Below are 13,994 nucleotides of genomic sequence, written 5' to 3'. Positions count from 1 at the left end.
CGCTTTCATTCGATAAGCCGGTTCCATCGATAAGGTTTGTGAGCTTCCATGGCCCGAAACTCTCATGAAAAGCGCGCCGAGCGGCAATGGCTGCTGATCCTGTTGCCCTCGCTGGTGCTGCTTCTGGCCTTCGTCATCTATCCGGCCCTCTATTCGATCTATCTGAGCTTCACCAATGAGGCGCTGACCGGGGCCGCGGCCCTTCGGCCCCGTTTCGTCGGTTTCAGGAATTACACGCGGCTCTTCAATGACGCGAAGTTCTGGAATTCGCTGTTCGTCACCTTCGTCTTCGTCATCGGTTCGGCGGTGATCGGCCAGTTCGTGCTCGGCCTGATCTCGGCAATTGCGCTGCGCCGGCCGATCCGCTTTCGGCGGGTGTTTTCGTCGATCATCCTGTTGCCGAATGCAGCCCCTGAGGTCGTCGCCGGTTTCATGTGGATCTCGATGCTGGCAGGCGGCGACAATGCCACACTCAGCCGCATCGTCAGTCTTTTCGGCATCACGCCGGCCGACTGGCTGCAGGTCTTCCCGCTGTCGATGATCATCGTCGTCAACACCTGGCGCGGCATCGCCACGGCGATGATCCTGCTAACGGCCGGCCTCAGCACCATTCCGGCGGAGATCTACGAGGCGGCCCGCATGGACGGCGCGACACCGTCGCAGATGTTCCGACGCATCACCCTGCCGCTGATGATGCCGACGATCCTGCTCTATATGCTGATCTCGGCCGTCTCCACCATCGCCGTCTTCGGCCTCGTCTATGCGCTGACGCGCGGCGGGCCGGGCGGGGCGACCGAGGTGGTCAGCATCTATATCTACAACCAGTCCTTTACGTCGTTCCAGCTGGGTTATGGTGCTGCGGTCGCCGTCGTCGCACTCGTCATCTCGCTGATATTAGGTATCGCCTATGTCCGGGCCATGAAGGTGGAGGTCTGACATGGCCGTCGTTTCCCCGAGCGAAACTGCAAACAAGGGTCGCTCCGACCTCATCGCCTATGCGACGCTGTCGCTGATCTCGATCTTCTGCGCGGTGCCCTTCTTCTGGGTGCTGCTTGCCTCGCTCGATGGCAATGCCCAGCTCTTCCTGCACTGGCCGGAGCAGTGGACCTTCGCCAACTACGTCAGAGTCTTCACCAAGGAGGACGGGGCAAAGTGGCTGTTCAATTCGCTCTTCGTGGTCGCTAGCGCCACACTGCTCGTCATGGTGCTTTCCGGGCTCGGCGGTTATGCGCTGTCGCGCACCCGGGCATGGTGGAAGCTGCCCTTCCTCTACGCGATCCTGCTCATCCGGGTGCTGCCGCCGACGGCGCTGGTCGTACCGCTCTACAAATTCCTGCTGACGCTGAACAATGCGGAAGCGGCGGTGCTCAGACCGATCTTCGGCAGCTATGCGCGCGACATCATGCGCTGGACCGGCTTCATCGACGGGTATCTGGGGCTGATCCTGGTGCTTGCGACGATGCAATTGCCGCTGGCGCTCTGGATCATGAAGACCTTCTTCGACGGGCTGCCGAAGGACTACGAGGAGGCGGCGCTGATGGACGGGGCAACACTGATACAGCGCATCCGCCGGGTGCTGATCCCGCTGGCGCTGCCCGGGCTTGCCGCTGCCGGGCTGTTCGCCTTCATGTCGGCCTGGGGCGATTTCCTCTTGCCGCTGATCTTCCTGTCGTCGCCGGAGCTGCAGACGCTGCCGCTCGGTCTTTTCCGCGCCTTCCTGCGCATCAACGAGATCGATTACGGCCTGCTGACCGCGCTGGCATTCATCTATCTGCTGCCTGCCGTCGTCGCCTTCGGTTTTGCGCGGCGCTTCCTCGTCCAGACGTTTTCGGGCGGCGTGAAGGGCTGAGATCAAGAAAGAGAAACAGATGATCAATCTCAGAAACGTTCGCAAATTCTACGGCGCGCTCGAGGTCATCAAGGGCGTCGACATCACCGTGGAAGACGGCGAATTCGCGGTTTTCGTCGGTCCGTCCGGCTGCGGCAAGTCCACGCTGCTGCGGATGATCGCCGGCCTCGAAGGCATCGACGAAGGCGACCTCATCCTTAACGGCACACGCATCAACGACGTGCCGCCCGACAAGCGCGGCATCGCCATGGTGTTCCAGTCCTATGCACTCTATCCGCATATGAGTGTTGCCGAAAATATCGGCTTTTCGCTCAGCCTGAAGAAAGTGCCGGAGGCGGAGATCCGCCGGCAGGTGGAAGGTGTCGCCGAAATCCTGCAGCTCACCGACTACCTCGACCGACGCCCGGCCGCCCTTTCCGGCGGCCAGCGCCAGCGCGTGGCGATCGGCCGCGCCATCATCAAGAAACCGGCGCTGATCCTGTTCGACGAGCCGCTGTCGAACCTCGATTCGGCGCTGCGCGTGCAGATGCGCGCCGAGCTGCAGCGCCTGCACCGCGAGCTGAAAGCGACAGTCGTGTATGTCACGCACGACCAGGTCGAAGCGATGACGATGGCGGACCGTATCGTCGTGCTGAACAAGGGCGTCGTCGCTCAACAGGGCGCGCCGATGGATCTCTACCATCAGCCCGATAACGAGTTTGTCGCAACCTTCATCGGCTCGCCAAAGATGAACGTGCTGCCGATGACGGCGACGCGCCGGGATGCCGGCAAGGTGCATCTGGAAAGCCCGCTCGGCCTTTCCATCGACCTTTCAGACGCCAATGGCGCCGTGCAGCAGGGCGAGGCGAAACTCGGCATTCGGCCGGAACATCTGAAGCTCGCACCCCAAGGGCAGGGTGATTTTTCGGCCGAGGTCGTCATCGTCGAGCGTTTGGGCGTGGAGACCTATCTGACAGTCGGTTCGCAGCAGCAGCCGATCGTCGTACGCACGGAAGGCGACATGACCATTCGCCCCGGCGATCGCGTGTCGCTGACTGCCGAGCGCGCCGGTTGCCATCTGTTTGATTCCGCCGGCCGGGTAATCCGTTCGGCAACAGCTTGAAACACATCGAGGAATGACATGACAATCAAGGTCACGATCTGGAACGAAGGACGCCACGAGCAGGTCCACAAGGAGGTTCAGGAGATCTACCCTGATCGTATCGACGGAGCGATCGCGTCAGGCATTGCCCACCCCGATTTCGAAATTCGCCGCGGTACGCTAGACGATCCGGATGAAGGGCTGCCGGACAGCGTGCTCAATGATACCGACGTGCTGCTCTGGTGGGGGCACATGGCGCATGAGGAGGTCAGCGACGGGCTGATCGACCGCGTGCAGCAGCGCGTGCTGAGGGGCATGGGCCTGCTGGTCCTGCATTCCGGCCATCATTCCAAGCTCTTCCGCCGGCTGATGGGGACCAATGCCAACCTTTCCTGGCGCGAGACGCCTGATGGCGATCTGGAGCGCGTCTGGGTGGTCAATCCCTCGCATCCGATCGCCGAGGGGCTGCCGCCCTATTTCGAGGTCAATGCCTCGGAAATGTACGGCGAACCCTTCGATATTCCACAACCGGACGAGTTGGTGTTCATCTCCTGGTATTCCGGTGGTGAGGTGTTCCGCAGCGGCTGCACCTTCCAGCGTGGGCGTGGGCGCATCTTCTTCTTCAGCCCCGGCCACGAGACCTATCCGATCTATCATGACAAGACCGTGCACAAGGTGATTTCGAACGGCATCCGCTGGGCGCGGCAGAAACACACCGATGGCCGCATCCTGGAAAACTGGCATCGGGCCGAGCCGCTGCACGGCCGCCCCGACAAGGCGAAGGCCTGATCTATGGATATTGCGCGCCGGTCGTCTTGATATAGATCGAATAGACCGAACGCGTCGCGGTGATGAAGAGCCGGTTTTTCTTGGGGCCGCCGAAGGTGAGGTTGGACACCGTCTGCGGCACCCTGATCTTGCCGAGCAGGGTTCCGTCGGGCGAAAAGCAGTGCACGCCGTCGGAAGCACTCGTCCAGAGATTGCCGGCGACATCGAAACGAAAACCGTCGGGATGGCCGACATCGAGGCTGCAGAAATAGCGGCTGTTGGCAAGCGCCTTGCCGTCGATGACGTCGAAAACGCGGATATGGCGCGGCACTTCATGTTTTGCGGAGCCGGAATCGGCAATATAAAGCTTCGTCTCATCGGGCGAGAAGGCAAGGCCGTTCGGCTGGATGAAATCCTCGACGACGGCGTCGATCGCTCCGCTTACGGGGTCGATCCGGTAGACATTGCGTGTCGGCTGCTCGGGCTCGGCCTTGTGGCCCTCGTAATCCGACAGGATGCCGTAGGTCGGATCGGTGAACCAGACCCCGCCATCGGAGTGCACGACGACGTCGTTCGGCGAGTTCAGCCGCTTGCCCCGGTAGCTGTCGGCGAGAACGGTGATGGTGCCGTCCGTCTCGGTGCGGGTGACGCGGCGGCCGCCATGTTCGCAGGAGACCAACCGGCCCTGCCGGTCACGGGTATTGCCATTGACGTAGTTGGAGGGCGAGCGGAAGACGGAGACGGTACCATCCGGTGTCCAGCGCATCATGCGTTCATTCGGGATATCGCTCCAGAGAAGGCAGTTCAGGTCGGAAAACCAGACCGGGCCTTCCGTCCAGCGGCAGCCGGAATAAAGCTCCTCGAGGCCGGCGCTGCCGATGACCATTGCACCGAAGCGTTCGTCGCGGATCTCATAAATCGGATTGTCGCCCATGCCAGTTTCCTCCCTGAATGCTGCCGTTCTTTTCCTACCGGCAAAAAGCTGGAGGTGCCAGAGCCCCGCAATGGAAATGCCGGGCTCTGGTTTCGTCAGAGGGCCGCGACCGGATGCGGTGAGCCGTCGTAAGCGCCCCAGATCGACTGGTCGAAGCAGATGACCGAGCCGGTCATCAGGCCGGATTCGGAAGACGACAGGTAAGCGCAGGCGCGCGCCACCTCGTGCGGATCGACGAGACGGCCGAAGGGTTGGCTTGCCGCCGCCTTCTCCAGCCAGTCGGCGGGGGCATCGTGATATTCGCGCTGGATCCGGTCCTCGCCTTCGGAGGCCATCCAACCGATGTTCAGACCGTTGACGCGGATGCGGTTGCGCAGGAGCGCGTAGGCGGTGTTCTTCGTCAGCGTTTCCAGCGCGCCCTTGGAGGCGCAATAGGCGGCGATGAAGGGCTGGCCGGCTTTGGCCGACATCGAGCCGATATTGACGACCGTACCCTCGATGTTTTCGCGGCGCATGACCTTCACCGCCTCCTGCATCAGGAAAAACGGCGCGCGAACATTGACGGCGAACATGGCGTCGAAGAGTTCCGGGCTGGTGTCGAGGATAGTGCCGCGATCGGTGATGGCGGCGGCATTGACCAGCGCGTCGACGCGGCCGAAGGTCTCGTCACAGGCACGCACGACATTCTGTGCATCCTCGACGTTGCCGAGGTCGGCTTTGACGTAGACGATCCTGGTGCCGGTCGCAGCCGAAATCTCCGCCGCCTTTGCCTTGCCCTTGGCTTCGTTGCGGCCGCAGATGACGATGCCTTCCGCGCCGCGCTCGGCGAAGAGGCGGGCGATGGTCGCGCCCAATCCTTGCGTGCCGCCGGTGACGATGGCGATCTTGCCGTCGAGGCGGCCGTGGTCTGTGCTCATGAGGTTCCTCCTTTGTGATGACGTACGAATGGCCTCCCGCCGATGCGGAAGGCTTTTAGGTTGGTGCGATGAGCCCCCTCATCCGCCTGCCGGCACCTTCTCCCCGCTGGGGAGAAGAGATTCGCGGCAACGTCTCGATTTCCCCTTCTCCCCTCGGGGAGAAGGTGCCCGTAGGGCGGATGAGGGGGCTCCAGCCTCCAAGTTAGCTCAACTTCTTGCCCGCCTGCTCGGCAAGTGCTGTCGTAAAGGCTTCATCGCTCCAGCCTTCCCGCAACGCCTCGTGAATCAGCTGCGCCTGTGTCTTCGGCGCCAGTCCGCCGAGCGGCGGGTCGCGGTCGAGATTGGTCGGGAAGGAGTAGCCCTCGGCGCAGGCGGCGACGGCGTTGGCGATTTCGTCTGGCGAGAGCCTGCCCTGCAAGGTCTTCAAGGCGGGAAACAGCCTGGCGCTCATCCTCTCGCGATGGACGGTTTCCATTGCCCGGCCGAAGGCGGAGGAGACCTGCAGGAGGTTGGCGACACGTTTGATGTCGGCCGAGCGGTTGGTGCCGGCGGCGTGGAAGAGGGCGGGATTGAAGAAGACGACGTCGCCTTTTTCGAGCGGCAACTGGACATGGTTGGTCTCGAAATAATCCCGGAACTCCTGCCGCTTCAGCGCAAGATAGCCCGGCACATAGGTCTGGCTGTGCGGCAGGAAGAGCGTCGGCCCGCTTTCGAGCGGCATGTCGCAATGGGCGACCGCACCCTGCAATGTCAGCACCGGCGAGAGCCGATGCACATGTGCCGGGAACTGCTCGATCACCTTCGACGACTGAAAGCCGAGATGGTAGTCGCGATGCGCCGACTGCGCCGAACCGCCCGGATTGACGCGGTTGACCTGCGCCGTCATCTGGTAGCTCGGGCCGAGCCAGGCTTCGCTTGCCAGCGCGACGATGGCGTTGCCGTAATATTCGGCGAAATTTGCCGGATCGGCGAGGCAATGTTTTTCCAGCGAATTCCAGATACGGTCGTTGGCGCCAGGCTTGGCGAAGTGATCGCCGCCGCCGGTCGAGGTGCGGTGTTGTTCCTCGATGATCGCATCGAAGATCGAGCTGGCGCGGTCGACGATGCCGGTGTCTGCGTAAGCGCGCTTGAACACGACGACACCAGGACCCTCGCCGAAGGCATCGCAGATTTCCGCCAGCACGGCGCGTCGGCCTTCTGGCGTTGCAACCGCCGTCATCACCTTGCGGCTGTCATAGATCAGCACGTTTTTTTCGACCGCAGACGCTGCGGGGTAATCGGCAAGTGCCGTCGTCTTTTCCGCAAGGGCGCGAAACTCATCGAGATCGCAGGCGTCTTCGCTCAGCCAGACGCGGTCGGCGCGCAGTTTCTGCTGGTTGTCGGTTTTCATGGCGGGCTCCTCCCTCTTTCCAATGGAGGCACTATACGCCGCGATGCCAGGTGATATAGATCAGAAATCCATCAAAAAACCATCAGGCCGGTCGCATGGCACACCTCTTTCTCGTCAAGGATATTGCCTTCCAGGCAGGGCTCAGCACCGCGACCGTCGACCGGGTGCTGAACGGCAGACCGGGTGTGCGCCGGCAGACCGAGATGCGGGTGAAGGCGGCGATCGCGGAACTGGAGAAGCAGCAGGCCGGGGCGATGGGCAGCGGCCGCATGCTGGCGATCGATATCGTCATGGAGACGCCGCAGCGTTTCAGCGATGCGGTGCGGGCCGCCTTCGAGGCGGAGATGGCGACCTTCCTGCCGGGCGTCTTCCGCTGCCGGTTCCATTTTGCCGAGGTGATGAAGCCGGCTGAGCTGGTGCAGCTTCTCGATCGCATCCGGCTGCGTGGCACGCACGGCATCGTGCTCAAGGCGCCTGACGTCGCCGATGTGGCTGCCGCTGTCGCGCGGGCGGATGCGGCCGGCATTCCCGTCGTGACGCTGGTGACCGACCTACCGAATTCGGCACGCATCGCCTATGCCGGCGCCGACAACCGGGCAGCAGGGGAGACCGCCGCCTATCTGATCGGCGAATCCCTGGGGGCTGGCGGCGGCAAGGTGCTGGTAACGCTGTCGAGCGGATGGTTCCGCGGCGAGGAGGAGCGCGAAATCGGCTTTCGCCGCGTCATCCGTGCCCGTTATCCTGACATCGGCATTACCGAAATCAGCGAGGGGCACGGCACCGATGCTGCGACGGGAACGCTTGCCGCGGCAGCGCTTGCGGCCGATCCCGCCATCAACGCCGTCTATTCGATCGGCGGCGGCAACCGGGCGGTGCTTGCGGTCTTCGACATGGCCAAACGTCCCGTCCGCGTTTTCGTCGCCCATGATCTCGACGCGGATAATCGCGCCCTGCTTGCGGCGCGTCGGATCGGCTTCGTGCTGCATCATGATCTCAGAACCGATGCGCGTTCGGCCTTCCGGGCGATCATGAGCCGGGCGACCGCCTTACCGCGCGCGGTTACGCCCTCGCTTTCATCAGTCGAAATCGTCACGCCCTACAATATGCCCGCGGCCGATTGAGCCAATTGACTTTCCTTCGATGCCGAATTCGGGCTACAGCTTTGACACGAGTGAAGGTGAGCGGCATGGATTACAGCGACGTCAGCACGATTGCAGCCTGGATCACGGAGCAGGGACTGAAGGGCGCTTCGGAAGCCGAGTTGATGACCGGTTTCTGCTCGGCCTGCCGGGATGCCGGCCTGCCGCTCGACCGCGGTCTGGCGCTGATGGATACGCTGCATCCGGTGCATGAGGGCCGCGCCTTCCGCTGGGACAGCGTCGAGGAAATCCAGACCGAATTCGAATATGGTCCGACGATCTCGGGGGAGGCGGCGTCGAACTGGCAGCGTTCGGCCTTCTTTCATCTTTGGTCTCGCAACGAACGGGAGATACGTCGGCGTCTCGGCTTCGGCGATCCGATCGATTTCTCCTTGCTCGATACGATCGCCGAAGCCGGTCACACGGATTTCGTGGCGATGATGCATCGTTTTTCCGAGGCCGGCACGATCGGCGAGATGGATTGCTTCTTCTCGCATTTCGCGACGAAACATCCTGAGGGCTTTTCCGATCACGACCTCGCCATCCTGCGCAAGCTGGTGCCGGTGCTGGGGCTGGCGATCAAATGCATCGCGCTCGGGCGTATCGCCCGCACCATCGCCGAGGTCTATCTCGGCGAGGACGCCGCGCGCCAGGTGATGGAAGGCAAGATCAGCCGCGGCAAATCAGAGCGGATTTCCGCGGCACTCTGGTTTTCCGATCTGCTGAACTACACCAAGATCTCCGACAGCGTGCCGCCGGAGGAGATCATTCCGCTGCTCAACGACTATAGCGAGGCGGTGATCACAGCGATCCACGAGTCCGGCGGCAACGTGCTGAAGCTGATCGGCGACGGTGTGCTCGCCATCTTCAAGGGCGAGGTGCCGGCGGAGACATGTCGTGCGGCGCTGAGCGCCGAAGCGTTGCTGCGGGAAAAGCTGACCACGCTGAATGCCGCGCGTGCGGCCGACGGTCGGGCGACGACCGATGTCTATATCGGCCTGCATATCGGCGATGTCTTCTACGGCAATATCGGGAGCCAGGATCGGTTGGACTTCACCGTCATCGGACCTGCCGTCAACGAGGTCAGCCGGATCGCCTCGATGTGTCGTTCCGTCGATCTCAACCTGTTGATCTCTTCCGATTTCGCCGCGGCGATACCAGAGCAGGCGCGTACCGCACTCGCCTGCGTCGGGCGCTATGCGTTGCGCGGCGTGCAGCGTGCCCAGCAGCTTTATACGCTCGAAAGCGCCCGGCTGAACGGCTGAGTTCCCGACCGCAAGGGCTATCGCAACAGGCCCTGGCCGCCGTCGATCCAGATCGGCGTACCAGTGATATGTCGGGCGCGCTCGGATGCGAGGAAAAGGATGGTTTCGGCGACATCCTCGCTCTTGCCTGCCTTGCCGGCGGCAATCGGGATATCCCCTTGCGGCCAGATGACCGGAACCTCCGTCTCCTCGGGATGGCGGCTGTCGGTATTGGCGCCGATATTGGTCTCGATCTCGCCGGGGCAGACGGCATTGACGCGGATGCCGTGTCGACCGAGTTCGAGGGCGAGTTGCTGGACCATGGCGACCTGGCCCGCCTTGGTTGCGGTGTAGGCGGTGGCGCCCGGCGTGGTGAAGGTGCGGGTGCCGTTGATCGAGGAGACGACGATGATCGAACCGCCATGGCGCTTCAGATGCGGAACCGTCAGATGCAGGGTGAGATAGGTGCCGCGCAGATTGACGGCGATGGTCTTGTCCCATTCTTCCGGCTTCAGATCGTCGATCGGCGCCCAGACGCCGTTGATCCCAGCATTGGCGACAACGATGTCGAGGCCGCCGAAGGTGTCGGTCAGCTTCGCGACGACGCTTCGCATTTGAGCTTCGTCGCTGGTATCTGCCGTCAGCGCGATCGACTCTCCGCCGGCGGCCTTGATCTCGGCGCAGGTCTTTTCGACCTCGTCGGCGGTGCGGCTCAATGCTGCGACCCTTGCACCCTCGGCAGCGAGCCGCAACGCGGCCGCTTTGCCGATGCCCGAACCGGCGCCTGTTACCAATGCGATCTTTCCCTTCAGCTCCATGGGCGGGATCTCCTTGCCGTTTTGCCGACATGCCAACTGTTCGGCGCGGCAGTTGGTTCCGGAGGCGGCGGGTCGTCGCGGTTATCTTAGAAGCGTTTGCTTCAACGCCCATCTCTCCGGTCCGTGGACGGCGGCAAAGAGCAGACCGGCGAGGAAGGTAAAGTGATCGACGAAGAAGCCGAATTCGGCCTGGTTCTGTTGCCAATGGGACGGACCGTGGAAGGCGAAAGCGAGGAAGATCACATAGATGGCTGCAAGCAGGCTGGCCTCGGTGAAGAAGGCTCCTGATATGAAAGCGAGCGCCAGCGCGATCTCGAAAAAGGCGGCGATCCAGGTAAGGAATGTCGCCATCGGAAAGCCTGCCGCGGTTATATAGCCTGCTGTTGCGCCGATATCGGCGAACTTGAAGCCGGCGGCCATGAAGAAGACGAAGCTGAAGATGATGCGGGCGACGATGATTGCGATTGCTCTGGCCATCCTGAAATCTCCTCTTTGAGTTTCCAGTATGACGGACGAGATCCCCGATATCCGACACGGTGAATGAAAAAGGGCCGCTTGCGCGACCCTATCACTTTGAATTGCGCACAATCCTTTCCGAAAATCGGTTCCGATTTTCGGGGTTATGCGCTCTCACCACTCGGCGAAGCTGCCGTCGGCATGTCGCCAGATCGGGTTGCGCCAACGATGGCCCTCCTTGGCGCGTTCGATGACATAGGCCTCGTCGACCTCGATGCCGAGCCCTGGACCCTGCGGGATCGAGACGAAACCATCGGCATACTGGAACACCTCCTTGTTGGAGATGTAGTCGAGGATGTCGTTGCCCTTGTTGTAATGGATGCCGAGGCTCTGTTCCTGGATGAAGGCATTGTAGCTGACGGCATCGACCTGCAGGCAGGCGGCAAGCGCGATCGGGCCTAGTGGGCAATGCGGCGCCAGTGCCACGTCGTAGGCTTCGGCCATCGCTGCGATCTTGCGGCATTCGGTGATGCCGCCGGCATGGGAGAGGTCCGGCTGGATGATGTCGACGTAGCCGTCCGAAAGGACCTGCTTGAAGTCCCAGCGCGAAAAGAGGCGTTCACCGAGCGCGATCGGCGTAGAGGTGTGGTTGACGATATCGCGCAGCGCTTCCTTGTTTTCGGAAAGCACCGGCTCTTCGATGAACATCAGCTTGTAGGGATCGAGCTCCTTGGCGAGAACCTTCGCCATCGGCTTGTGCACGCGGCCGTGGAAATCGACGCCGATGCCAATATGTGGGCCGATCGCCTCGCGGATGGCGGCGATGGTCTCGACCGCCTTTTCCACCTTTTCGTTGGTGTCAACGATCTGCATTTCCTCGCAGCCATTGAGCTTGATCGCCTTGAAGCCGCGGGCAACCACTTCCTTGGCATTGTTGGCGACATCCGAGGGACGATCGCCGCCGATCCAGGAATAGACCTTGATGCGATCACGGAGCTGGCCGCCGAGCAGGGAATGGATCGGCTGGCCGAGCGCTTTGCCCTTGATATCCCACAGCGCCTGGTCGATGCCCGAGATCGCGCTCATGTGGACGGCGCCGCCGCGATAGAAGCCGCCGCGATACATCACGGTCCAGTGGTCTTCGATCAGGAAGGGATCCTTGCCGATCAGGTAGTCTTCCAGCTCATGGACGGCGGCCTGAACGGTGAGCGCACGGCCTTCGACGACCGGTTCGCCCCAGCCGACGATGCCCTCGTCGGTCTCGACCTTCAAAAACAGCCAGCGCGGGGGGACGATATAGGTGGTGAGTTTGGTGATCTTCATCGCTGTTCTTTCAGTCTCTTCCCGGGTTTGCGATCGGCGGCGCGTCCGCAGATTTGTCGTGATCGGTCATTTCGTTCTGCCGATCGCTTTTTCGGCGGCGGCAAGATCGCGCACCGCTAGATCGAGCATGCGGTTGGCGCATTCGCGGGCGCCAGCCTTGTCGCGCATGCGCAGGGCCTCGACCAGCTGGCCGTGAACGAGTACCGCATCCTCGCGGTTCTCGACGCCGATATTGGAGGCGTGCAGCGCATATTTCAGTGCCGCGTGAATGGCGCTCGACAGGCGGCGGAAGACCTGATTGTGGCTGGCGGTGAGCAGCACCGTGTGGAACATGACGTCGGCATCGGTGAAGCTTTCCGGGTCGCGGGCGCTGTCGCGCATCTGCCGCCAGGCATTGTCGAGATCGGCGATCTCCTGGGCGCTGGCGCGCTCGGCGGCATATTCGGCGGCTGCCGGCTCGATGGTGCGGCGGGCTTCGAGAATGCAGCCGAGCAGGTCGAAATCCTTGATATAGGGACCCATCCATTCAAGCACGTCGGCGTCGAGGATATTCCAGTCATCCTTGTCGCAGACCGTGGTTCCGATGCGCGGCTTGCCACGGACAAGGCCCTTGGATTCCAGCACTTTCAACGATTCGCGAATGACGGTGCGGCTGACGCCGTAGAGTTCGCAGAGATCGTTTTCGCGCGGCAGCGGCGAGCCCGCAGGATAGCGGTCCGCACAGATATCCTGAGCGATTGCCGCCGTGACGTTGCGGCGTACGCGTGGGCGGCGCTCGATGCGGCGGCTTGCGGCCCCGCTCTGTCGCTCGATTGTTTCCAACTCACCTCTCCGCTCTGTCTCGCGTGCTAGGCAACCGAACCTGATTATCCGAATTCGATCCGCTTTGCGACGCTTCCTCCCGCCACCTCGTCAATAATCCTATTATTCCAATCATCATACATTGGCAATTGACTGGTATGATGATTTATCATAATTCAATGGACGTTGCCTGGGAGGCAGCTGCTCGGTTTTTGAAAGTTAGGGAGAGAGACATGCGCTTGTTCAAAGCAGCCATTCTGGCTGGCACTTTCGCCATTCTGGCGGCCGGCTCGGCATTTTCCGCGGACGTCAAGATAGGGTTCATCGTCAAGCAGCCCGAGGAGCCTTGGTTCCAGGACGAATGGAAATTCGCCGGCCAGGCCGCCAAGGAAAAAGGCTTCACCGTCGTCAAGATCGGCGCCGAAGACGGCGAGAAGGTCCAGTCGGCGATCGATAATCTCGGTGCCCAGGGTGCGCAGGGCTTCATCATCTGCACGCCGGACGTCAAGCTCGGCCCCGGCATCGTCGCTAAGGCCGAAGCCAACCAGTTGAAGCTGATGACGGTCGACGACCGCCTCGTCAGCGCCGACGGCAAGCCGCTGGAAGACGTGCCGCATATGGGCATTTCAGCCACCAAGATCGGCGAGACCGTCGGCCAGGCAATCGTCGACGAAATCAAGAAGCGCGGCTGGGACATGAAGAATGTCGGCGCCGTGCGGGTCTCCTATGACCAGCTGCCGACCGCCGTCGACCGCGTCGAAGGTGCGATCTCGGTGCTGAAGTCCGCCGGCTTCCCGGCCGAAAACATCTATGATGCGCCACAGGCGAAGACGGATACGGAAGCGGCGCTCAACGCGGCAACCACCGTTCTCAACAAACATGCCGACGTGAAATACTGGGTCGCCTTCGGCCTCAACGACGAAGCCGTCCTCGGCGCCGTCCGTGCTTCCGAATCCGTCGGCATTCCGGCGGCCAACGTGATCGGTGTCGGCATCGGCGGTGCGGAATCGGCGATCAACGAGTTCAAGAAGCCGGCGGCGACGGGCTTCTTCGGCACCGTCATCATCTCGCCGAAGCGTCACGGCTATGAGACTGCGCTCAACATGTATGACTGGATCGCCAACGACAAGGAGCCGGAAAAGCTGACGCTGACCTCGGGTTCCCTAGCGCTGCGCGACGATTATGAAAAGGTCCGCAAGGATCTTGGCATCGAGTGATCGTCCTTCCAAGATGATATCGTCCGGCGGCCGCTCAGCGTGCCGCCGGGTCTTTCT

14 protein-coding genes are annotated in these 13,994 nt (G+C 62.1%); 7 read left to right on the top strand and 7 right to left on the bottom strand.

Going from position 1 to position 13,994, the window contains the following annotated elements; genetic code table 11:
* Positions 1-48 precede the first annotated feature (48 nt).
* From RL_RS21875 to RL_RS21860, 4 genes are read left to right on the top strand one after another with little or no spacing between them, the layout of a single operon-like run.
* Positions 49-936: a carbohydrate ABC transporter permease gene (locus tag RL_RS21875; protein WP_011653640.1), complete on the top strand. Its 888-nt coding sequence runs from the start codon at positions 49-51 to the stop codon at positions 934-936.
* A gap of 1 nt (position 937) precedes the next feature.
* Positions 938-1,849, top strand: a complete 912-nt coding sequence (locus RL_RS21870) for a carbohydrate ABC transporter permease (RefSeq protein ID WP_011653639.1) — start codon at positions 938-940, stop codon at positions 1,847-1,849.
* A 19-nt stretch (positions 1,850-1,868) separates the two neighbouring features.
* A complete protein-coding gene (locus tag RL_RS21865) occupies positions 1,869-2,951 on the top strand; it encodes an ABC transporter ATP-binding protein (protein ID WP_011653638.1) in 1,083 nt (360 codons plus the stop codon).
* Between the two features lie 18 nt (positions 2,952-2,969).
* On the top strand, positions 2,970-3,719 hold the full coding sequence (locus RL_RS21860) for a ThuA domain-containing protein (protein ID WP_011653637.1): 750 nt from the start codon (positions 2,970-2,972) through the stop codon (positions 3,717-3,719).
* Position 3,720: 1 nt separating this feature from the next.
* Here RL_RS21860 and RL_RS21855 read toward each other — a convergent pair whose 3' ends face one another.
* From RL_RS21855 to RL_RS21845, 3 genes are all read right to left on the bottom strand, one after another.
* A complete protein-coding gene (locus tag RL_RS21855; RefSeq protein ID WP_011653636.1) occupies positions 3,721-4,632 on the bottom strand; it encodes an SMP-30/gluconolactonase/LRE family protein in 912 nt (303 codons plus the stop codon).
* 95 nt (positions 4,633-4,727) lie between these two features.
* The gene (locus tag RL_RS21850; protein ID WP_011653635.1) at positions 4,728-5,549 is read right to left on the bottom strand and encodes an SDR family oxidoreductase; all 822 of its coding nucleotides are present in this window, start codon (positions 5,547-5,549) and stop codon (positions 4,728-4,730) included.
* Between the two features lie 202 nt (positions 5,550-5,751).
* Complete coding sequence (locus RL_RS21845; protein ID WP_011653634.1) at positions 5,752-6,939, bottom strand: phytanoyl-CoA dioxygenase family protein; 1,188 nt, start codon at positions 6,937-6,939, stop codon at positions 5,752-5,754.
* A gap of 95 nt (positions 6,940-7,034) precedes the next feature.
* Here RL_RS21845 and RL_RS21840 point away from each other — a divergent pair, with 95 nt between their 5' ends.
* Together RL_RS21840 and RL_RS21835 are read left to right on the top strand one after the other, a co-directional pair.
* Complete coding sequence (locus RL_RS21840; protein ID WP_011653633.1) at positions 7,035-8,060, top strand: LacI family DNA-binding transcriptional regulator; 1,026 nt, start codon at positions 7,035-7,037, stop codon at positions 8,058-8,060.
* Between the two features lie 65 nt (positions 8,061-8,125).
* Positions 8,126-9,343 (top strand): adenylate/guanylate cyclase domain-containing protein, encoded by a 1,218-nt coding sequence (locus tag RL_RS21835; RefSeq protein WP_041936478.1) that lies wholly within the window; start codon positions 8,126-8,128, stop codon positions 9,341-9,343.
* A gap of 17 nt (positions 9,344-9,360) precedes the next feature.
* Here the strand turns inward: RL_RS21835 and RL_RS21830 are convergent, their stop codons facing one another.
* From RL_RS21830 to RL_RS21815, 4 genes are all read right to left on the bottom strand, one after another.
* Positions 9,361-10,140, bottom strand: coding sequence for an SDR family oxidoreductase (locus RL_RS21830; RefSeq protein WP_011653631.1), 780 nt, complete (start codon positions 10,138-10,140; stop codon positions 9,361-9,363).
* An 81-nt stretch (positions 10,141-10,221) separates the two neighbouring features.
* Positions 10,222-10,617 (bottom strand): DoxX family protein, encoded by a 396-nt coding sequence (locus RL_RS21825; RefSeq protein WP_011653630.1) that lies wholly within the window; start codon positions 10,615-10,617, stop codon positions 10,222-10,224.
* 153 nt (positions 10,618-10,770) lie between these two features.
* Entirely contained in the window at positions 10,771-11,919 is a 1,149-nt protein-coding gene (dgoD, locus tag RL_RS21820) for a galactonate dehydratase (RefSeq protein WP_011653629.1), read from the bottom strand.
* 66 nt (positions 11,920-11,985) lie between these two features.
* On the bottom strand, positions 11,986-12,741 hold the full coding sequence (locus tag RL_RS21815; protein ID WP_011653628.1) for a FadR/GntR family transcriptional regulator: 756 nt from the start codon (positions 12,739-12,741) through the stop codon (positions 11,986-11,988).
* A 212-nt stretch (positions 12,742-12,953) separates the two neighbouring features.
* On the opposite strand from RL_RS21815, the gene RL_RS21810 reads away from it, so the two are divergent.
* Entirely contained in the window at positions 12,954-13,937 is a 984-nt protein-coding gene (locus RL_RS21810) for an arabinose ABC transporter substrate-binding protein (protein WP_011653627.1), read from the top strand.
* The last annotated feature ends 57 nt before the right edge of the window (positions 13,938-13,994 follow it).

This window comes from Rhizobium johnstonii 3841, from assembly GCF_000009265.1.
GTDB lineage: Bacteria > Pseudomonadota > Alphaproteobacteria > Rhizobiales > Rhizobiaceae > Rhizobium > Rhizobium acaciae.
This window is presented reverse-complemented; position numbering and strand designations above follow the sequence as displayed.